The organism is Microbacterium luticocti DSM 19459, from assembly GCF_000422405.1.
Lineage (GTDB): Bacteria > Actinomycetota > Actinomycetes > Actinomycetales > Microbacteriaceae > Microbacterium > Microbacterium luticocti.
The window spans coordinates 500,413-519,950 of record NZ_AULS01000001.1; the positions used below are offsets into that span (position 1 = coordinate 500,413).

Consider the following 19,538-nt stretch of genomic DNA (forward strand, 5'->3'; position numbering starts at 1 on the left):
GCGTGCCTTCGAGGGTAGCCCAGCCCTGAGACACCGGTCAGTACCAGATGCTGAGCCGGGGTGCGTCCCGTGCGGCGAACAGGTGTGCCGCGGCCGTGGCATCCGTCGCCTCGATCCGCCCGGCGGCGGCGAGTGCGGCCGGGCAGACGCCGCCGAGGTACACGGCCGACAACTCCGCGACACCGGCGCGCACGAGCGGCACATCGCCGGCGTCGGGGCCGTCGTCGGGACGTACCCGCCCCTCGCCGCCGGCGGACTCGAGCAGCCACCGGCCGCCGGTCAGCCCGAGTGGATCGTCGATGTCGACGGCGAGCGCGCCGGGCGTGTCGTATCCCCGCGCCGCGAGAGCGGCGGGCACGTCGAGCAGCCGGATCCAGTGGTGGTCGGCGAGCGTGATCTGCGCGGCGCGCTGGTCGGCGATCATCCACAGCAGCGGCTCGTCGACGGCGAGTTCGCGCGCGGTCACGGTGCCGATCAGGGGCAACTCGAGCACGTACCGCCACAGCGCGGCGTAGGCGTCGCGGTCTTCGGCCAGCAGATACACCACGTGCACCGACGATTTCGTGTAGTCGTCCTCGTTCTCGGTCGCCGTGTACAGCAGGATGCCGCGGGCCTGACCGGTGACGTCGGTGTACTGCACGGCGCGGATGCGGCCGGGGTTCTCGGCTGCGGGGTTCACCCCCGCCAGCCGGTCCCAGACTCCGTCCGGCACCGCGATCTCACCGGGCCGGTGCGGCCGGATGCGCTCGTGCAGCAGCGGCAGCACGTGGCGCGCGACCTCGCGCGAGACGAAGTCGACGCGGCCGGGCGCGTCGGGCCCGACCCAGCCGGCACGGCGCGCCTCGATGCGCCAGGTCGCCGCCCATGCGGCGGGGGCGAACCCGTACCGCCCGTACAGGGTCGACTCGCTGGCGGTCAGGCCCGCCACCGGCACGCCCGATCGGGCGGCGTGGCGCAGCTCGCCCTCCATCATCGCGCGCGCGATGCCGCGACCGCGGTGGGTGGGCGCGACGGTGACCGCGCTGACCGCCAGCATCGGCACGGTGCGGCCACCGGGCACGGTCAGTTCGGTGAGCCACGTCGCGAACGTGCCGACCGGCACGTCCTCGAGCGGGCTGTCGGGGTCGAACACGCCGATCAGCCGGCGGTGCCGACCGGATGCCGCGGACGCATCCACCTGCGCGGGCGTGCGCTCCGGGTCGAGAAAGCCCCGGGCGGCCGCCTGCGACCAGCCGGCGAACCCGGGGCCGTCGTTCGCGACCGTGCGCAGCTGCAGTCCGGTCGCGGCGAGGGTTGCCGCGGCGGCCGGGTCGACCGGGCCGTCGTGGTGGCGGATCGGATCGGTGTCCATGGGGTCCTTCCGGGTGGGATGCGGCAACCGCGCGGGCGCGGATTCAGCTCGTCAGCAGGTGGGCGCCGGGCACGGGACCGTGCACGTGCAGCGTCTGGTGGCCGGCTGCGCTGAAGGTCACCTGCAGGGCGAGCGCGGCCTGTTCGTCGTCGGCGAGGAACGCCAGGGTGGGGCCCGAGCCGGAGACGATGCCGGTGAGGGCACCCTCGTCCAGGCCGAGGTTGATGATGTCGTCCAGCTCGGGCCGGCGCCGCAGCGCCGCGTCGGTGAGATCGTTGTGCGCGGTGGCGCCGAGCATGCGGGCGTCGCCCTGGCGCAGCGCCTGCAGCACCGGCGGGAACACCGCGGGCCGCGCAGGCGCGCGGGGCACGTGCGCCCCGGGGCCGGAACGGTACTCGTCGAGCTCGGCGTACACCTCGGGGGTCGACAGCCCCTCGTCGCTGATCACCAGCACCCAGTCGAACCGGCCGCGCGCCAGCGCCGGGCTCAACTGCTCACCGCGTCCGGTGCCGACGGCGGTGCCGCCCAGCAGGGCGAACGGCACGTCGGCGCCCAACCGTGCTCCCAGCCGTTGCAGCTCGTGGGTCGACAGCCCGGCGCCCCACAGCGCGTCGCAGGCGACGAGTGCGGCTGCGGCATCCGCCGACCCGCCGCCCATGCCGCCGGCGACCGGCACGCCCTTGTGCACGCGCAGGTGCACGCCGCCGTCGTAGCCGATGTGCTCGGCCAGCAGCCGCGCCGCACGCACGGCCAGGTTGCCGTCGTCGAGTGGAACGCCGCTGACGTCGACGGTACCGGTCACCTCGACGGTGAATCCGTCGGATGCGGTGGCCCAGACGTCTTCATAGGCCGACACCGCCTGGTAGGCGGAGGCGACCTCGTGGTACCCGTCCGCACCGGGCGGGCCCACCTCGAAGAAGACGTTGATCTTGCCGGGCGCGCGCGCGTGCACGCGCTCGAGCAGGACGGCTTCGCTCACAGTGTCGAGGACTCCGCCCACAGGTCGACGTCGATCGAGTCGCTCAGTGCGTCGATGCGCTCGATCTCTTCGGTGACGAAGGCCGGACCGTTCAGCGCGCCGAGGTTCTCGTCGAGCTGAGCCGGGCGCGACGCCCCGATCAGCGCCGAGGCGACGACCGGCTCACGCAGCACCCACTGCAGCGCCATCTGCGCGAGGGTCTGGCCGCGCTCCTTCGCGATCACGTCGAGGCCGCGCAGCGCGGCCAGTGCCTTCTCCGACAGCCGGCCTTCCGGCAGGGACGAACGCTGCTGGGCGCGCTCGGCGGTGCCGTCGCCGAGGTACTTCGAGGTGAGCAGACCCTGCGCGAGCGGGGTGAACGCGATCGCGCCCATCCCCTCCTGCCGCAGCACGCCGGTCAGTCCGTCCTCGACCCAGCGGTTCAGGATCGAGTACGCCGGCTGGTGGATCACCAGCGGGGTGCCCAGGCTCCGGGCGACCGCCTTGGCCGCGGCGGTGCGTTCGGCGCTGTACGACGAGATGCCCACATACAGGGCTTTGCCCTGGCGCACCAGGGTGTCCAGCGCCCCGATGGTCTCCTCGACGGGGGTGACCGGGTCGACACGGTGCGAGTAGAAGATGTCGACGTAGTCCAGTCCCATGCGCCGCAGTGACTGGTCGGCGCTGGCCAGGATGTACTTGCGACTGCCCAGGTCGCCGTAGGGGCCGGGCCACATGTCCCAGCCGGCCTTCGACGAGATGATCAGTTCGTCGCGGTACGGCCGGAAGTCCTCGCGCATCATGCGGCCGAAGTTGGTCTCGGCCGATCCGTACGGCGGTCCGTAGTTGTTCGCCAGGTCGAAATGGGTGATCCCCGCGTCGAACGCGTGCCGCAGCAGTTCCCGCTGCCGGTCGAAGGGGATGTTGTCGCCGAAGTTCCACCACAGCCCCAACGAGATCGGCGGCAGGTAGAGGCCGGAGGTGCCCACTTGCCGGTACTCGGTTCCGGTGTATCGGTCGGCTGCGGCGGTGTAGGGGCGGTGGATGTCGTCGAGATCGCTCTGGAAACGGTCGCTCACCCCTCCAGGCTAGCGGGCGGTGCCCGCCAGGTGGTGAGGGTCGTGACACGGGTGCTCGCCTGGCCGACGGCAGTGGCAGGCCGTGCCCACCAGGTGGTGGGGGACGTGACGCGGGTGCTCGCCTGCACGACTGCGGTGGCGGGCCGTGCCCACCAGGTGGTGAGCGAAGTGGCGCGGGTGCTCGCCTGGACGACGGCGGCGGCAGGCCGTGGATCAGGGTGGTGCGCTCGGGCGTGAACGCAGGTGCTCGGCTGGACGACGGCAGTAGCAGGCGGTGGATCAGCGCGAAGCGCTCGGGCGTGGACGCAGGTGCGACGCTGGGTTGCCTCGTTCGAATGTACGCAGCTCGCGGCGGCTCTGCCTGCTCCCTTCACGTCGCACAGAGAAGATTCTCCTCGTATTTTCGCACTTCGGGGTTGTCTTTTCGAATCTATCTGCTAGTCTAGAGGTATGGAACTTCTCGAGGGCGAGCCCGCCGAACGCGTCGATGACGCGTTCGTGCTGAACGCCCTGTTCCAGGATGCCGAGGCCGATCAGTATGAGACGAACCGGCGCGACGCCCGGCGGTGCGAGGCGCTGGCCGAGGCGCTCGACTATGCGCGGCGGCATCCCGAGGTGTACGTGAACATCGACCTCGATGCCGACACCCCGATCCGCCGGTACAGCATCCCTCCGCTCGGCGGCGACGCCGAGCTGGCGGTGCGCTGCGCGGTGACCGAGGCTGCGTCGCGACTGAGCCTGACCGAGCACCAGGTGCGCTCGCTCGCCGGCACAGCGCGGCGGGCCCGCGCCGAACTCCCCCGGGCGTGGCAGGCGGCGCGCGAGGGGCTCCTCTCGGTCGCGCACGTCGACGGTCTGCTCGCGCAGCTCGGTGCGTTCGCCGAGCATCCGGATCTCGTCGACGAGTTCGACCGGATCATGACGCAGGTGGCTCTGCACGCGTCGGCGTCGTCGGTGCGCCGCAGGGCCCGTACCGTCGCCGACCGACTCACCTCGCGCACCCGCACACAGCGGCACGCCGAAGCCTTCGCGCAGCGGATCGCCTACGTCGAAGACGTCCCCGACCAGATGTCGTGGGTGCATGTGTTGATGCCCTCACATCGCGCGCACGCCGTCGACCGCGCGCTGACGGCGACGGCAAAGGCGATGACGACGGCCGAGCGCGACGGGCGCACGGCCGAGCAGATCCGCGCCGACGCGGCCGCCGATCTGCTCACCGGCGCGGCCTTCGGCGGCTTCGTCACGACCAAGGTGTTCGTGACCGTTCCTCTCGACCGTCTCACGCCCGAGGCGCAGGCGAGTGTGCGCCCGCACCGGTCGGGCCGGGTCGGACTCGACCTCAACCGCGAGTGCCTCATCCCCGGTGAGGGGCCGATCGACGATGCGACGGCCCGGCAACTGCTGCTCGAGGCGGGTTCGTTCACCCGGGTGATCACCGATCCGGTCACCGGAGTGATCCTCGACATGGACCGCCGCTCCCGCCGGGCCACCGAAGCACAGCGCACCTGGCTCACCCTGGTGCACGGCACCTGCGCACGCGACGGATGCGACCGACTGGCGATCACCGCCGACATCGACCACCACTGCGCCTTCCACGGCCCCGGCCGGGGTGCGACCGATTTGGCGAACCTCGATCCGCTCTGTGATCCCGATCATGCCCCGAAGGATGTCACGCTGATCCGACATCACCGACGGGATGACGGCACCATCAGACTCGAATTCCCCACCGGGCACGGCACCGTGAACCCCGATGCCGGACTCGACGCGCGCGTGCAGGCCGCGCTCGCCCGCGCCGAAGCGCGTGATGGTCAGGCGCCGGCGGAGACGGGCGGTACGGCGTCCGCTGACGGCACCGCATGCGCTGACGGCGCCGCCGGCTACCCCGTGGCAGAACGACCCGACGTCGCGTCGGCAACGCGAGGCGGAGGTAACGTCGCATCCGCTGACGGCCCGGCATCCGCTGACGGCCCGGCATCCGCTGACGATCCCGCCTCTGCGGACGCCGCCGACGACGACCCGCCGTTCTGACGGGCGATCGCGATGAAGTCGTCGATGGTGAGCTGTTCCCCCCGCAGCGTCGGCGCGACGCCGGCACGCTCGAGCACCTCGGACGCGGTGGCCGACGAGCCGCCTAGCACCGGCGCGAGCGCCTGGCGGAGCATCTTGCGGCGTTGACCGAACGCCGCATCGACCACCTCGAACACACGACGTCGCTCGCCGGCGGTGCCCCGTGGCTGCGGATCGCGGACGAAGCCGACCAGCACGCTGTCGACGTTCGGCACGGGCCAGAACACCTGCCGTGACACGTGCCCGGCCAGCCGCCACGCACCGTACCAGGCGGCCTTGACGCTCGGTGCGCCGTACACCTTCGACCCCGGCGCGGCCGCCAACCGCTCCCCCACCTCGGCCTGCACCATGACCACACCGCGGCGCAGGTGATCGAACGTCTCGAGAAAGTGCAGCAGCACCGGCACCGACACGTTGTACGGCAGGTTCGCCACCAGCACCGACGGGTCGCCCGGCAGCGACCGCACGCGCAGCGCGTCGGCATCCATCACCGTGAGTGCCCCGTCGGCGACACCGTGGGATGCCGCGGTGCCGGGCAACCGCGCCGCCAGGCGATGATCGATCTCCACCGCGGTGACGCGGGCACCCGCCTGCAGGATCGCCAGGGTCAGCGACCCCAGTCCCGGACCGACCTCGACCACGTGCTCGCCGTCACGCACCCCTGCGACCTGCACGATGCGCCGCACCGTGTTCGCGTCGACGACGAAGTTCTGCCCGAGCTTCTTGGTCGGGGTCACCTCGAGCTCGGCGGCCAGGGCGCGGATCTCGGCGGCGCCCAGGAGTGAGACGGTCATCGGGCCATTGTCCCATCCGCGTGCGGTGCCGACCGGTCGCCAGGATCATCCGGTGCCCTCACTCGGCGACCTGGTCGCGCCCCGCCGTCTGGGCCGGGACTTCCGCTGGCTGCTGGCGTCGTCGTGGACCAGCAACCCCACCCCCGAGATGTGGCGCATCCCCGAGACCAAGGGCATGGAGCCCGATCAGACCGAGACGCTCTTCGGGCCGCCGAAGGCCGCCCAGCCCGGCACCGCTCAGTCTTCGAACGCGCCGTAGACGGCGAGCGTGTTCGCGGCCAGCTGTGCGCACAGCTCGTCGAGATCGACACCGAGTTCGGCGGCCATGAACCGCACCGTCACCGGCACCAGATACGGCGCGTTCGGTCGGCCTCGGAACGGGGTCGGTGTCAGGAACGGCGCGTCGGTCTCGACGAGGATCCGCTCGGGCGGGGCCACCGCCAGCGCGTCGCGCAGGTTCTGCGCGTTGCGGAACGTGACATTGCCCGCGAACGACAGGTAGTACCCGCGGTCGGCGGCGTACCGCGCCATCTCGGCGTCGCCCGAGAAGCAGTGGAACACCGTGCGCTCGGGCGCACCCACCCGCTCCAGCGTCTGCAGCACCGCCTCATGCGCGTCACGGTCGTGGATCTGCATCGCGATGCCGTGGGCCTTCGCCAGCGCGATGTGCGCCTCGAACGACCGCATCTGGGCCGGGATGCCGTCCTCCCCGGTGCGGAAGAAGTCCAACCCGGTCTCGCCGATCGCCCGCACCCGGGGCTGCGCGGCCAGCTCGTCGATCACCGCGATCGCCTCGTCGAGCCGGCCGGCGGCGGCATACGCCGGTGCCTCGTTCGGGTGGATCGCCACCGCCGCCAGCACGCGCGGGTGAGCGGATGCCGCCTGGGCCGACCATCTGCTCGACTCGATGTCGCCGCCGGCCTGCACCACTCCGGCGATACCGACGGCCAGCGCCCGCTCGAGCTGCTCATCAAGCGTCAACCCGCCCTCATCGCCGTCCGCGATCTCGAGGTGGCAGTGATTGTCGTACACCGGCACCGGCAGCGCCTCGGGCGCCGGCGGATACGACACGTCGCGCGAACCCTTCTCGCGGTGCCGGACATAGGTCGACGGATCGTCGGGCATCAGGCCGGTTGCTCCACGCGCGGAAAGAGCGGGGCGAGCCCGTTCACCGATGTGCCGGGCTTCAGGATGCCCCACCGCCCCGCGTCGCGGATCGGCTGGTCGACGAGTCGACCGAGCGACTCGGCGGCGCCCAGCGCCACCCACAGCTTCTCGGTCGCGATCGGCATCACCGGCGACAGCAGCACCGCCAGCGCCCGCAGCCCCTCCGCGGCCGTGTACAGCACGGTGCCCAGCCGCTCCCGCTGCGCGTCGTCCTTGGCCAGCGCCCACGGCTCATTGTCGGTGATGTACGCGTTCAGCTCGTCGACGATGGTCCAGATCGCCGCGATCGCCTCGTCGATGCGGAACCGCTCCACGGCCGCGTCCGCGGCGGCCGCGGCATCCGCCACCGTGCGCTGCACCGCGACATCCCGGTCGGTGTCCTCGCCGGGAGCGGGCACGATCCCCTCGAAGTACCGCTCGATCATCGCGGTGGTGCGCGATGCGAGGTTGCCGAACCCGTTCGCCAACTCTGCTTGGTAGCGCGCCGACAGGTCCTCCCACGAGAACGACCCGTCGTGGCCGAACGGGATCGCCGACAGGAAGTAGAACCGGTACGCGTCCGAACCGAACACGTCGGTGATCTCGGTCGGGGCGATGCCGGTCAGCTTCGACTTCGACATCTTCTCGCCGCCCACCAGCAGCCAGCCGTGTGCGAACACGCCCCGCGGCACCTCGAGTCCGGCTGCCATCAGCAGCGCGGGCCAGATCACGGCGTGGAAGCGCAGGATGTCCTTGCCCACCACGTGGTACGCCGGCCAGCGCCGCGCGAAGGTCTCTTCGTCGCTGCCGTACCCGATCGCGGTGATGTAGTTCAGCAGCGCATCCACCCACACGTAGATGACGTGCGACTGGTCCCACGGCACCTTGATGCCCCAGTCGAACGTCGACCGTGAGATCGACAGGTCCTTCAGCCCCTGCTTGACGAACGAGACGACCTCGTTGCGCGCCGACTCGGGCCGCACGAAGTCGGGCTGCGTCTTGTACAGCTCGAGTAGCCGGTCGCCGAACTCGCTGAGCTTGAAGAAGTAGTTCTTCTCCTGCAGCAGCTCCAGCGGCTTGGAGTGGATCGCGCAGACCTTCAGTCCCTCGAACGGGCCGGTGCCGTCGACGATCTCGGACTCGGGCTTGAACTCCTCACAGCCCACGCAGTACAGCGCCTCGTACTCACCGGCGTAGATGTAACCACGGTCGTACAGGGCCTGGAAGAACACCTGCACGTTGTGCTCGTGGCGCTCCTGCGTGGTGCGGATGAAGTCGTCGTTGGCGACATCCAGCGTCCGCAGCAACGGGAACCAGCTCTCGGTGACCAGCTTGTCGACCCACTGCTGCGGGGTCACGCTGTTCGCCGCGGCCGCCCGCAGCATCTTCTGGCCGTGCTCGTCGGTGCCGGTGAGCATCCAGGTGTCATCCCCCGCCTGGCGGTGCCAGCGGGCCAGGGTGTCGACCGCGACGCTGGTGTACCCATGCCCGATGTGCGGCAGATCACTCGGGTAATAGATCGGCGTCGTGATGTAGAAGGAACCGGCGGAAGTCACCCCCCGAGTCTAGATTGCGCCAGAGGTCGGATGTCTTTCGTTTCAGTCGCTACCATGTGCACATGGCAGTGACCGACGATGCGATCCTGCGCATCAAAGAGATGATCGTGTCGGGGCAGCTGCGCCCCGGCGACCGGCTTCCCCCCGAGAAGGAGCTCGGCGAGCGGCTGGGCGTCTCGCGCAGTTCGCTGCGGGAGGCGGTCAAGGCGCTCGAGGTGATCCGCGTGCTCGACGTGCGTCGCGGCGACGGCACGTATGTGACGAGCCTGGAGCCGCGGCTGTTGATGGAGGCGCTGAGCTTCGTGGTCGACCTGCACTCCGACCGCTCGGTGCTCGAGATCTTCGGTGTGCGCCGCATCCTGGAACCCGCCGCCACCGGCATGGCGGCCGGTCGGCTCAGTGACGAACAGCTCGAGCACATCGGGCAGCTGGTCGACGAGACCGACATCGACGGGCCCATCGAAGACCTGGTCGCGCACGACCTGGCGTTCCATCAGGCCATCGTCGAGGCGGCCGGCAACGAGTACCTCAGTCGGCTGATCGAGTCGATGCAGTCCGGCACCCAGCGGGCGCGGGTGTGGCGCGGTCTCACCCAGCACCGCGCCGCCGACCGCACCATCGACGAGCACCGGCAGATCCTGCACGCGCTGCGCCTGCGCGACGCCGATCTCGCCCAGGCGCTGGCGCTGACCCACATCGCCGGCACCGAGCAGTGGCTGCGCGACGCGTACGAGAGCGGGCAGCAGCGATGAGAGTCGCACTGCACTCGGTGATCGCGCCCGGTGCCGTCGACGACTACCGCACCGAGCACGCCCGCGTGCCCGACGAGCTGGCGGCGCTGTTCGAGCGGGCCGGCATCCACGACTGGACCATCTGGCGCAGCGGTGACCGGCTGTTCCACCTCGTCGACTGCGACGACTGGGACGCCGCCATGCGTGTGGTCCAAGGCGACCCGGCCGACGAGCGCTGGCAGGCGCACATCGGCCGCTTCGTCGCCGGGTTCCGCGGCCCCGACGGCGAGGACGCGTACGCCCCGCTCGAGACGGTGTGGTCGCTGGCGCAGCAGGTGGGCCCATGACGCTGATCGACGCGCACGTGCACGTGTGGGACACCGCCGTGCTCGACTACCCGTGGTTGACGGATGCCACCGGCCCCGGTCCCCGGTTCCTGCCCGCCGACATCGACCGGGCCGACGGCCAGAGCACCCGCATGGTGTTCGTCGAGGCCGATGCGCTCGCCGGCCAGGCACTCGCCGAGGCACGCTGGGTGGCCGGGCTCGACTGGCCGGAGCGGGCCGGGATCGTCGCCCACGCCGACCTGCGCGCTGCGGATCTGTCCGCCGCACTCGATGCGCTGCAGGCCGTACCGCAGGTGGTGGGCGTGCGACACCTGCTGCAGGGCGAGGATGCCGCCGCCTGGCGTCCGGACGTGTTCGCAGCCGGACTGGGTGAGCTCGGCCGGCGCGGCCTGGTCTTCGACGCGTGCGTGCGCGCCGGTCAGCTGGACGCCCTGGCGCAGCTTCTGGATCGCGCCCCCGGCACCGCCACCGTGCTCGACCACCTCGGCAAGCCACCGGTGGACGCCGGGATCGACTCCGCCCCGGGCCGTGCCTGGCGCGCCGGGATCGACCGGGTCGCCGCCCTGCCCCACGTCTGGGTGAAGCTGTCGGGCCTTGCCGCCGAGGCGTCGGATGCGGCATCCTTCGACCGCCACGCCGACGGATTCATCGCCGCCGCGATCGACGCCTTCGGCATCTCACGCTGCATGATCGGCAGCGACTGGCCGGTCTCGGCGCGCACCGGCGCCGGCATGACCCTGGCCGACTGGGTCGACCGGGTGCGCCGGGTCAGCGGCACGAGCGGCGCGCAGTGGGACGAACTGGCAGAACGCAACGCCGCCCGGTTCTACGGGCTGGACTGATCGGCGCGCCCGGCTGCGCCCGCGTCGGCGCGCACGAGGGCGCCCGCCCGAAGACGGGTGAAGGGGGACGGCCGCAGCCGTCCCCCTTCACGTCAGCGGATCATTCGTACAGGACGGCCTGGATCTTCGGGTCGTCGATGTTGCTCTTGTCGTACCAGTAGAAGCCGGTGTCGATGGTCTTCGGCAGCTGCTTGCCGTCGATCGCCTCGACCGCGGCCTTCACGGTCTCGTAACCGATGCCGATCGGGTTCTGGGTGATGGCCCCGAGCATGAGCCCGTCCTTGATCGCGTCGATCTGGGCCTTGCCCGAGTCGAACCCGACGATGACGAGCTTGTCCGGCGAGATGCCGAGCTCTTTCACGCCCTGCACGACGCCGATCGCCGAACCCTCGTTCGACCCGTAGATGCCCTTCAGGTCGGGGTGTGCCGACAGGATCGCCTTGGTCAGGTCGGCCGACTTGGCCTGGTCGCCGCCGCCGTACTGGATGTCGACGATCTCGATCTTGGGCTCGTTCTGCTTCATGTAGTCCACGAAGCCGTCACGGCGCTCCTTGCCGGTGACCGACGTCTGGTCGTGCACGACCAGCGCCACCTTGCCCTCATGCCCGATCGCCTCGGCCATGTGCTTGGCGGCGTCGGCCGCGGCGGCCTTGTTGTCGGTGGCGGCGGTCGTCAACGGGATGTCGCTGTCCACCCCGGAGTCGAACGCGATGACCGGGATGTTCTGGTCTTTCGCCTGCTGCAGCAGCGGCGCGGCCGCCTGGCTGTCGAGGGCGGCGAAGCCGAGCGCGGCCGGATGCTTGTCGAGCGCGGTCTGCAGCATCTGGATCTGCTGGTCGACGTTCGACTCGCTGTCGGGGCCCTCGAACGAGATCTTCACGTTGAACTCGTCGGCGGCCTGCTCGGCGCCCTTCTTCACGGCCTGCCAGAACTGGTGCTGGAAGCCCTTCGAGACCAGGGCGACGTACGGCTTGTCGCCGCCCGGCTTGTCGCCGTCCTTGCCGCCGTTGCCGCCGTCACCGGCGCAGCCGGCCAGGGCGATCGCGGCCGCGGTCAGGCCGACGACGGCTGTGACCATGCGCTTCTTCCACATGGGAACTCCTTTGTCGTGTGTGTTGCGTGATTGTGTGGACGAGACTCCGGTGCCCCGGAGCGATCTCAGGCCCGCTTGCGGCGCAGCATGTCGAGGTACACCGCGATCAGCACCACGATGCCGACGACGACGTTCTGCCACTCCTGCGGAACTGAGATGATGCGGAGGCCGTTGGTGAGAACGGCCATGATCAAAGAACCGATGACGGTTCCGACGATGGAGCCCTTGCCGCCCTGCAGCGAGGTGCCCCCGATGACGACGGCGGCGATGGCCAGCAGCTCCAACCCCATGCCGCCGGTCGGCTGGGCCGACGACAGCCGCGAGGCCGAAAGCACACCGGCCAGGCCCACGAACAGGCCCGCCATCGTGTAGATGATGATCTCCCAGCGCTTCACGTTCACGCCCGACAGCGCCGTGGCGGCGCGGTTCGAGCCGATCGAGAACGTGTAGCGACCCAGCACGGTCTTCGACAGCACGATCGCGGCGATCACGATCGCGACGATGAAGATGACCACGCCCAGCGGGAACCGGATGCCGGGGATGATCGACAGGTTCATGATCGACTGGAACGCCGGGTGGTCGGGGAAGTAGATCGGCTTGGTGCCCGAGATCACCAGCGACAGGCCGCTGGCCACGAGCATCATCGCCAGGGTGGCGATGAACGACGGGATGCCCAGGATCGACACGTTCACGCCGTTGACCAGCCCGATCAGGCCACCGAACAGGATCGTGGCGATCACGCCCAGCCACAGCGGCCAGCCCCAGTAGGTGAGGAACACGCCCGCCATCACCCCGCACAGGATCATGCCGGTGCCGATCGACAGGTCGATGCCGCCGGTGATGATCACGAACGTGGTGCCCAGGGCCAGGATGCCGGTGACCGTGGCCGCGGTCAGGATCGAGATCAGGTTGTTGACGGTGAAGAAGTACGGGCTCGCGAACGAGAAGAACGCGACGATCAGGATGAGGCTCACCCCGGCCAGCAGCTGCTGCAGCGAGCCGCGCAGGCGTACGAAGCGTGACCCGCCGGCCTGCATGGTCTGGTAGGCGGTGGTCGACGGGGCCTTGTCGGGGTCGAGCTGCGGTGTCGTGGTCATCAGGCGACCGTCCCTTCGGCACTGAAGCGGGTGGCGTATTCCATGAGGTTCTCCTGGGTGGCGTCGGCGTTGTCGAGGACGGCGGTGAGGCGCCCCTCGGCCATCACGGCGATGCGGTCGGACAGTCGCAGCACCTCGGGCAGTTCGGACGAGATCATCACGATGGCCTTGCCGGCATCGGCCAGCTCGCGCAGCAGCGTGTAGATCTCCTCCTTGGCGCCGACGTCGATGCCGCGGGTGGGCTCGTCGAAGATGAGGATGTCGCAGTCCTTGACCAGCCACCGGGCGATCACGACCTTCTGCTGGTTGCCGCCGGAGAGGTTGCGCACCAGCTGCGCCGAGGACGGCGTCTTGATGCGCAGCTTGGCGATGTACTCCTGCCCGACCTGCTCGATGCGGCGGTCTCGCACGAACCCGGCACGGCTGAAGTCGCCCGACAGCGACGAGAGCGCGATGTTCTCGCGCACACTGCGTTCGAGCAGGCACCCGAGCAGCTTGCGGTCCTCCGAGAGGTATCCGATGCCGAGTCTCGCGGCTGCGGCGGGGTTCGCGATCTCGACCGGTGCCCCGTGCAGACGGATGGTGCCGGCGGTGCGCCGGTCGGCGCCGACGATGGCACGGGCGACCTCGGTGCGTCCCGCGCCCATCAGCCCCGCGAATCCGAAGATCTCGCCCCGCCGCACCTGGAAGCTGACATCCCGCAGCAGATGCTTGGTCGACAGCCCCTCGACCTCGAGGACGGTCTGCGCGTCCGCGGGCAGCTGCCGCGGCCGGGTCTCGCCGGCGATCTTGCGTCCGACCATCATCGAGATGACCTCGCGCTGATCGGTGGCGGCCGTCTCTACCGTGCCCACGTATCGTCCGTCCCGCAGCACGGTGATGCGATCCGAGATGCGCTCGAGCTCGGGCATCCGGTGCGAGATGTAGACGACGCCGCGCTCGGGGGTGCGGAACCGCCCGATCAACTCGAACAGCACGTCGACCTCGGCGTCGTTCAGCGCCGCGGTGGGCTCGTCCATGATGAGCACCTTCGCGTCGAACGAGAGCGCCTTGGCGATCTCGACCATCTGCTGACGGGCCACGGTGAGCCGCTCCACCGGTTCTGCCGGGTCGAGCGCCAGGCCGAGTTCGTCGAACAGCGCCTGCGCCTTGCGGTTCAGCGCCGTGTCGCTGAGGAAGAACCCGGATGCCCGCGGCTCGCGGCCGATGAAGATGTTCTGCGCGACGGTGAGATCGGGCATCAGGTTGAACTCCTGATGGATGATGCTGATGCCCTGCTCCTGCGCGTCGCGCGGGCCGGTGACCTTCAGCTCGCGCCCGTTCAGGCGGAAGGTTCCCGCGTCGGGCGTGTAGATGCCGGCGAGCAGCTTCATCAGGGTGGACTTGCCGGCGCCGTTCTCGCCGACCAGGGCGAGCACCTCGCCGTGCCGCAGGTCGAACCGCACGTCGTCGAGGGCCTTCACCCCGGGGAAGCCCTTGGAGACCCCTTCGGCCTCGAGCAGCAACGTCTGGGTCACGACACGACCTCCTCGTCGAGGGTGCGCAGCTGCTCCCACAGCTGTGCGGGGATCTCCGCCGCCATCCGCGCCAGGTTCTCGTCGACGGCCTCGGCCCGGGCGGTGCCGACGGTGACCGAGACCACCTGCGGGATCTGCAGCGGGAACTGCAGCGCGGCGGTGGGCAGGTCGACGCCGAACGACTCGCACAGCTGCGCGATCTTCTCCACCCGCCCGATCAACTCCGCCCCGGCGGGACGGTAGTCGTAGAGCGCACCGGGCGCCGGGCGCCGGGTCGCCAGCAGCCCGGAGTTGAACGGGGATGCCGCGACGATGCGCGTGCCGCGGGCGGCGCACTCGGGTGCGAGCTCGTCGAAGCCGTGCGGGCGCAGCAGGCTGCACCGGCCGGCGACCATGACCACGTCGAGGTCGGCCTCACGCACCGCCCGCGCCGCGACGGCGGCGTCGTTGACCCCGACCCCGATCCGGCCCACCAGGCCCTCGTCGCGCAGCCGCGCCAGCGCGGGCAGCCCCTCGCCGAGTCCCCGCTCGAGGTCGTACACGTCGGGGTCGTGCAGGTAGGCGATGTCGATGCGGTCGAGGCCCAGTCGGTCGAGCGACTCCTCGATGCTCCGGCGGATGCCGGCCTCGGAGGGGTCGAACACGCGCACCAGGTCGTCGGGCACGTCGAAATCGTGCGCCAGGTCGCGGCCGCCGCGAAAGTCCGGGTTTTCCACCAGCAGCCGGCCCACCTTGGTCGAAAGCACGAAGCGCTCGCGTGGCTGCTCGCGCAGGAACGCGCCCAGTCTGCGTTCGCTCAGGCCCAGGCCGTAGTGCGGTGCGGTGTCGAAATACCGGATGCCGCCGTCCCAGGCCGCCTGCAACGCCTCGTGCGCCTGCCGATCCGACACCTGCCGGTACAGGTTGCCGATCGAGGCGGCGCCGAACCCGAGCGGGTTCAGGTCTGCGAGCGCGAGGCGATCGGTCACGCGTCCACCTTCTGGTCGGTCTGCTGCGCGGTCCAGGTGTACGCCGCGATCGAACCCGGCAGCATCTGCGTGCCGGCGCCGGCCGCCTCGGGGGCGCGGTAGCGACCGGCGGTCACCACGGTCGGGGTCACGAAGTGCTCATGCAGATGGTCGACGAACTCGATGCAGCGCCCCTCCATCGTGCCCGACACGGCGACGAAGTCGAACATCGACAGGTGCTGCACGACCTCGCACAGGCCCACCCCGCCCGCGTGCGGGCACACCGGCACGCCGAAGCGCGCGGCCAACAGCAGGTTCGCGATGTTCTCGTTGACCCCGCCCACGCGGGTGGCGTCGATCTGCATGACACCGATCGCCTCGGCCTGCAGCAGCTGTTTGAAGATCACCCGGTTCTGCGCGTGCTCGCCGGTCGCGATGCGCACCGGCGCGACCTGGCGGGCGATCGCCGCGTGCCCGAGCACGTCGTCGGGACTGGTCGGCTCCTCCACCCAGGCCGGGTCGAACCCGGCCAGGGCCTGCACCCAGGCGACCGCATCCGGCACGTCCCAGCGCTGGTTCGCGTCGATCGCGATCGGAAAGTGCTCGCCCACGCACTCGCGGGCGATGCGCATGCGCCGGATGTCGTCGTCGAGGTCGGCGCCGACTTTCAGCTTGATCTGCCCGAACCCGTCGGCCACGGCCTCGCGGCACAGCCGCGCGAGCTTCTCGTCGGAGTACCCCAGCCACCCCGGGGTGGTGGTGTAGGCCGGGTAGCCCACCTCGCGCAGCCGCGCGATGCGCTCGGCGCGGCCCGGTTCGGCGTCGCGCAGGATCTGCAGCGCCTGGTCGGGGGTGAGTGCGTCGGTCAGGTAGCGGAAGTCCACCAGCGACACGAGCTCTTCGGGGCTCAGCGACGACAGGTGCAGCCACAGCGGCTGCCCGGCGCGCTTGGCGCGCAGGTCCCACAGCGCGTTGACCACGGCGCCGATGGCCATGTGCATGACGCCCTTCTCGGGGCCCAGCCAGCGCAGCTGCGAGTCGCCCACCAGCCGGCGCGAGGTCGCTCCCATGTCGCCCAGCAGCGCGTCGACGTCCTGCCCGATCAGGTAGGGCCGCAGCGCGTGCAACGCGGCCGTCTGCACGTCGTTGCCGCGGCCGATCGTGAAGACGAAGCCGTGGCCCTCGAGATCGTCGCCGGCGTCGGTGCGCAGCACCAGGTAGGCGGCGGAGTAGTCCGGGTCGGGGTTCATCGCGTCCGAGCCGTCGAGGCTCAGCGAGGTGGGGAACCGGATGTCGACCGTGTCGACGGCGGTGATGACGGCCATGTCTTCCTTTCCGGACTGTCGAGAATCGAGAATAAACGTCGGATGTCTACTCGTCAAGTGCCGGCATCTGTGCGAGAATCAGCGGTGGCGACCGGTGAAGGTCGTCGAAGAGTTCCGACCTTCGGAGAGATTGCCCATGCGCTTCGCCCGTCTCGGACCCCTCGGCCACGAGGTGCCCGTCATCGTCGAGGACGACCGTGTCCTCGACCTGTCCCCCGTCACCGCCGACATCGACGGCGCCTTCTTCGCCGCCGGCGGAATCGAACGCGCCCGTCAGGCCGTGGCATCCGATGCCCTGCCCGTGATGACGGATGCCGCCACCGCCCGCATCGGCGCGCCCGTCGCGCGCCCACAGGCGGTGTACTGCATCGGCATGAACTACGCCGCCCACGCGGCCGAGTCGGGCTCGGCACCGCCGGAGCACATGGTGATGTTCATGAAGGCGCCGAACACCGTGGTCGGCCCCGACGACGACGTCGAGATCCCCGCCGGCAGCACGAAGACCGACTGGGAGGTGGAGCTGGCCGTCGTGATCGGCCGTCGCGCGACCCGGCTGCGCTCGGCCGAGCACGCCGCCGCGCACATCGCCGGCTACGCCGTGGCCAACGACCTCTCGGAGCGGGACTGGCAGATGGCGGTCTCGGGCGGGCAGTGGTCGAAGGGCAAGTCCGCCCCCGGCTTCCTGCCGCTCGGGCCCTGGCTGGTCACCCCCGACGAGGTCGACGCGGCCGATCTGCGGCTGCGCTCGTGGGTGAACGGGCAGAGCCGGCAGGACTCGCGCACCTCGGACCTGATCTTCTCGATCGATCACATCGTGTGGGAACTCAGCCAGTACCTGACCCTCGAGCCCGGGGACCTCATCCTGACCGGCACGCCCGAAGGCGTCGCCCTGTCGGGGCGGTTCCCGTATCTGAGCGCCGGCGACGTCGTCGAGATGGAGATCGACGGGCTCGGCCGGCAGCGTCAGCAGTACGTGGCCGTGCGCGGCCAGAAGGAGGACTGAGATGGCACAGGAGCTGAACGGACTGGTCGCAGTGGTCACCGGCGGCGCATCGGGCCTGGGCGCGGCGATCGCCGCCCGGTTGCGCGCCGACGGGGCACGGGTCGCGGTCTTCGACCTCAACCCCGACGCGGCGACCGAGACCGACCTGGCGGTGGCCGTGGATGTGACCGACGACGCCTCGGTGCGCGCGGGCGTGGCCCGGGTGGTCGACGAGTTCGGCGGCATCGACATCGTCGTGAACAACGCCGGCATCGGTGCGCAGGGGGATGTCACCGCCAACGACGACGACGAGTGGCACCGCGTGTGGGACATCAACGTCGTGGGCATGGCCCGTGTCACCCGGGCGGCGTTGCCGCACCTGCGCGCGTCGCGGGCGGCGGCGGTGTGCAACACCTCGTCGATCGCGGCGACCGCCGGGCTGCCGCAGCGCGTGCTGTACAGCGCCACGAAGGGCGCCGTGCTGTCGATGACCAAGGCGATGGCCGCCGACCACCTGCACGAGGGCATCCGGTTCAACGCCGTGAACCCCGGGACCGCCGACACCCCGTGGATCGGCCGGCTGCTCAGCCGCGCCGACGACCCGGCCGCCGAGCGCGCGGCGCTCGAAGCGCGCCAGCCGCATGGCCGGCTCGTCTCGCCCGACGAGGTCGCCGGTGCGGTCGCCTACCTGGTCAGCCCGTCGTCGGGGTCGACCACCGGCATCGGCCTGGCCGTCGACGGCGGCATGCAGGAGCTGCGGCTGCGCCCGCGCGGCTGATCGGGTGCCGGCGCGGCTGAGCGGGTGCGCTTGCGCCGCCGGCCGGGTGGCGGCGCGGCCGACCGGGTGCCCGCCGGCGCGGCGTGCCGGTCGGGTCAGTTCTTGACGGCGAGCGCGGCCTGGTACAGCTCGCGTCGCGAGTGCCCGGTGGCCTCGGCGACCTCGGCCGCGGCATCCTTCAACCGCTCGCCGGAACGGGTGAGCTCGAGCACCTGGGTGACCGCGTCGCCGAACGGCACACGCCGGGGTGCGGCCCCGGCCACGACCACGACGATCTCGCCGCGCACCCCCTGAGCCGCCCACGCCGCCAGCTCGCCCAGCGGCCCGCGGCGCACCTGTTCGTGCAGCTTGGTCAGCTCCCGGCACACCGCCGCGGCCCGGTCGGCGCCGAACGCGTGCGCCATGTCGTCCAGGGTCTGTGCGATCCGCGACGGCGCCTCGAAGAACACCAGCGTGCGCGGCTCGGCGGCCAGCGCGGACAGCGCCTGTGCGCGCTCGGCCGGCTTGCGCGGCAGGAACCCCTCGAACGCGAACCGGTCGGTGGGAAGCCCCGACACCGCCAGGGCGGTCAGCACCGCCGACGGCCCCGGCAGCGCGGTCACTGCGACCCCGGCCGCTGCGGCGGCGGCCACCAGCGAATACCCCGGGTCGCTGACGGTGGGCATGCCCGCGTCGCTGACCACCAGCACATCGCGCTCGCGTGCCAGTTCGACCAGCTGTCCCGCCCGCTCCTTCTCGTTGTGGTCGTGCAGCGCAACCAGCCGCGGCCGGTTGGCCACGCCCAGCGCCTGCAGCAGCCGTGCGGCGGTACGGGTGTCTTCGGCGGCCACCACGGTGACCGTCTCGAGCGCCTCGACGAGCCGGCGGGTCGCATCGCCCAGGTTTCCGATGGGCGTGGCCGCGAGGATGATCACCGCCCCAGCATAGG

Annotated in this window: 18 protein-coding genes and 1 pseudogene; 7 read left to right on the top strand and 12 right to left on the bottom strand. The window is 70.8% G+C overall.

What is annotated here, in order from left to right; genetic code table 11:
- Positions 1-37: 37 nt before the first annotated feature.
- Genes H577_RS0102515 through H577_RS0102525 form a run of 3 tightly spaced genes read right to left on the bottom strand, consistent with a single transcriptional unit; the run spans position 38 to position 3,388 of the window.
- The gene (locus H577_RS0102515; RefSeq protein ID WP_029144614.1) at positions 38-1,351 is read right to left on the bottom strand and encodes a GNAT family N-acetyltransferase; all 1,314 of its coding nucleotides are present in this window, start codon (positions 1,349-1,351) and stop codon (positions 38-40) included.
- Positions 1,352-1,394: 43 nt separating this feature from the next.
- Positions 1,395-2,330 (bottom strand): 4-(cytidine 5'-diphospho)-2-C-methyl-D-erythritol kinase, encoded by a 936-nt coding sequence (locus H577_RS0102520; protein ID WP_029144615.1) that lies wholly within the window; start codon positions 2,328-2,330, stop codon positions 1,395-1,397.
- On the bottom strand, positions 2,327-3,388 hold the full coding sequence (locus H577_RS0102525; protein ID WP_029144616.1) for an aldo/keto reductase: 1,062 nt from the start codon (positions 3,386-3,388) through the stop codon (positions 2,327-2,329). The genes H577_RS0102520 and H577_RS0102525 overlap by 4 nt, the downstream gene beginning before the upstream one ends.
- A 450-nt stretch (positions 3,389-3,838) precedes the next feature.
- Here H577_RS0102525 and H577_RS18030 point away from each other — a divergent pair.
- Positions 3,839-4,888, top strand: a pseudogene (locus tag H577_RS18030) (DUF222 domain-containing protein); the annotation flags it as partial.
- Positions 4,889-5,265: 377 nt separating this feature from the next.
- Here H577_RS18030 and rsmA read toward each other — a convergent pair.
- Positions 5,266-6,249: a 16S rRNA (adenine(1518)-N(6)/adenine(1519)-N(6))-dimethyltransferase RsmA gene (rsmA, locus tag H577_RS14820; RefSeq protein WP_084515741.1), complete on the bottom strand. Its 984-nt coding sequence runs from the start codon at positions 6,247-6,249 to the stop codon at positions 5,266-5,268.
- Positions 6,250-6,301: 52 nt separating this feature from the next.
- Here rsmA and H577_RS0102540 point away from each other — a divergent pair, with 52 nt between their 5' ends.
- Positions 6,302-6,508, top strand: a complete 207-nt coding sequence (locus tag H577_RS0102540; protein ID WP_029144618.1) for a hypothetical protein — start codon at positions 6,302-6,304, stop codon at positions 6,506-6,508.
- Here the strand turns inward: H577_RS0102540 and H577_RS0102545 are convergent.
- Positions 6,487-7,374, bottom strand: a complete 888-nt coding sequence (locus H577_RS0102545) for a TatD family hydrolase (protein WP_029144619.1) — start codon at positions 7,372-7,374, stop codon at positions 6,487-6,489. The two genes, H577_RS0102540 and H577_RS0102545, sit on opposite strands and share 22 nt — an antisense overlap.
- Positions 7,374-8,951, bottom strand: a complete 1,578-nt coding sequence (metG, locus tag H577_RS0102550; protein WP_029144620.1) for a methionine--tRNA ligase — start codon at positions 8,949-8,951, stop codon at positions 7,374-7,376. The genes H577_RS0102545 and metG overlap by 1 nt, the downstream gene beginning before the upstream one ends.
- Before the next feature lie 62 nt (positions 8,952-9,013).
- Here metG and H577_RS0102555 point away from each other — a divergent pair, with 62 nt between their 5' ends.
- The 3 genes from H577_RS0102555 to H577_RS14825 are packed head-to-tail and all read left to right on the top strand — an operon-like array spanning position 9,014 to position 10,871.
- Positions 9,014-9,703, top strand: coding sequence for a FadR/GntR family transcriptional regulator (locus tag H577_RS0102555; protein ID WP_029144621.1), 690 nt, complete (start codon positions 9,014-9,016; stop codon positions 9,701-9,703).
- Complete coding sequence (locus H577_RS0102560) at positions 9,700-10,029, top strand: L-rhamnose mutarotase (protein ID WP_029144622.1); 330 nt, start codon at positions 9,700-9,702, stop codon at positions 10,027-10,029. Before H577_RS0102555 ends, H577_RS0102560 begins: the two co-directional genes overlap by 4 nt.
- On the top strand, positions 10,026-10,871 hold the full coding sequence (locus tag H577_RS14825; protein WP_051191626.1) for an amidohydrolase family protein: 846 nt from the start codon (positions 10,026-10,028) through the stop codon (positions 10,869-10,871). The genes H577_RS0102560 and H577_RS14825 overlap by 4 nt, the downstream gene beginning before the upstream one ends.
- Before the next feature lie 100 nt (positions 10,872-10,971).
- Here the strand turns inward: H577_RS14825 and H577_RS0102570 are convergent, their stop codons facing one another.
- The 5 genes from H577_RS0102570 to H577_RS0102590 all read right to left on the bottom strand — a co-directional run bounded on the left by H577_RS0102570 (position 10,972) and on the right by H577_RS0102590 (position 16,850).
- Positions 10,972-11,964 (bottom strand): ABC transporter substrate-binding protein, encoded by a 993-nt coding sequence (locus H577_RS0102570; protein ID WP_029144623.1) that lies wholly within the window; start codon positions 11,962-11,964, stop codon positions 10,972-10,974.
- Between the two features lie 65 nt (positions 11,965-12,029).
- Entirely contained in the window at positions 12,030-13,061 is a 1,032-nt protein-coding gene (locus H577_RS0102575; protein WP_029144624.1) for an ABC transporter permease, read from the bottom strand.
- Positions 13,061-14,578 (bottom strand): sugar ABC transporter ATP-binding protein, encoded by a 1,518-nt coding sequence (locus H577_RS0102580; protein WP_029144625.1) that lies wholly within the window; start codon positions 14,576-14,578, stop codon positions 13,061-13,063. Before H577_RS0102580 ends, H577_RS0102575 begins: the two co-directional genes overlap by 1 nt.
- Positions 14,575-15,546 (bottom strand): aldo/keto reductase, encoded by a 972-nt coding sequence (locus tag H577_RS0102585; RefSeq protein ID WP_051191627.1) that lies wholly within the window; start codon positions 15,544-15,546, stop codon positions 14,575-14,577. The genes H577_RS0102580 and H577_RS0102585 overlap by 4 nt, the downstream gene beginning before the upstream one ends.
- Complete coding sequence (locus H577_RS0102590) at positions 15,543-16,850, bottom strand: enolase C-terminal domain-like protein (RefSeq protein WP_029144627.1); 1,308 nt, start codon at positions 16,848-16,850, stop codon at positions 15,543-15,545. The genes H577_RS0102585 and H577_RS0102590 overlap by 4 nt, the downstream gene beginning before the upstream one ends.
- Positions 16,851-16,986: 136 nt before the next feature.
- Here H577_RS0102590 and H577_RS0102595 point away from each other — a divergent pair, with 136 nt between their 5' ends.
- Both H577_RS0102595 and H577_RS0102600 read left to right on the top strand, forming a co-directional pair.
- Positions 16,987-17,853, top strand: coding sequence for a fumarylacetoacetate hydrolase family protein (locus H577_RS0102595; RefSeq protein ID WP_029144628.1), 867 nt, complete (start codon positions 16,987-16,989; stop codon positions 17,851-17,853).
- Position 17,854: 1 nt separating this feature from the next.
- Positions 17,855-18,610 carry an SDR family NAD(P)-dependent oxidoreductase gene (locus tag H577_RS0102600; protein WP_029144629.1) on the top strand — a complete coding sequence of 252 codons (756 nt, stop codon included), beginning with the start codon at positions 17,855-17,857 and terminating at the stop codon, positions 18,608-18,610.
- Between the two features lie 95 nt (positions 18,611-18,705).
- Here H577_RS0102600 and rsmI read toward each other — a convergent pair whose 3' ends face one another.
- A complete protein-coding gene (rsmI, locus tag H577_RS0102605; RefSeq protein ID WP_029144630.1) occupies positions 18,706-19,524 on the bottom strand; it encodes a 16S rRNA (cytidine(1402)-2'-O)-methyltransferase in 819 nt (272 codons plus the stop codon).
- Positions 19,525-19,538: the final 14 nt, after the last annotated feature.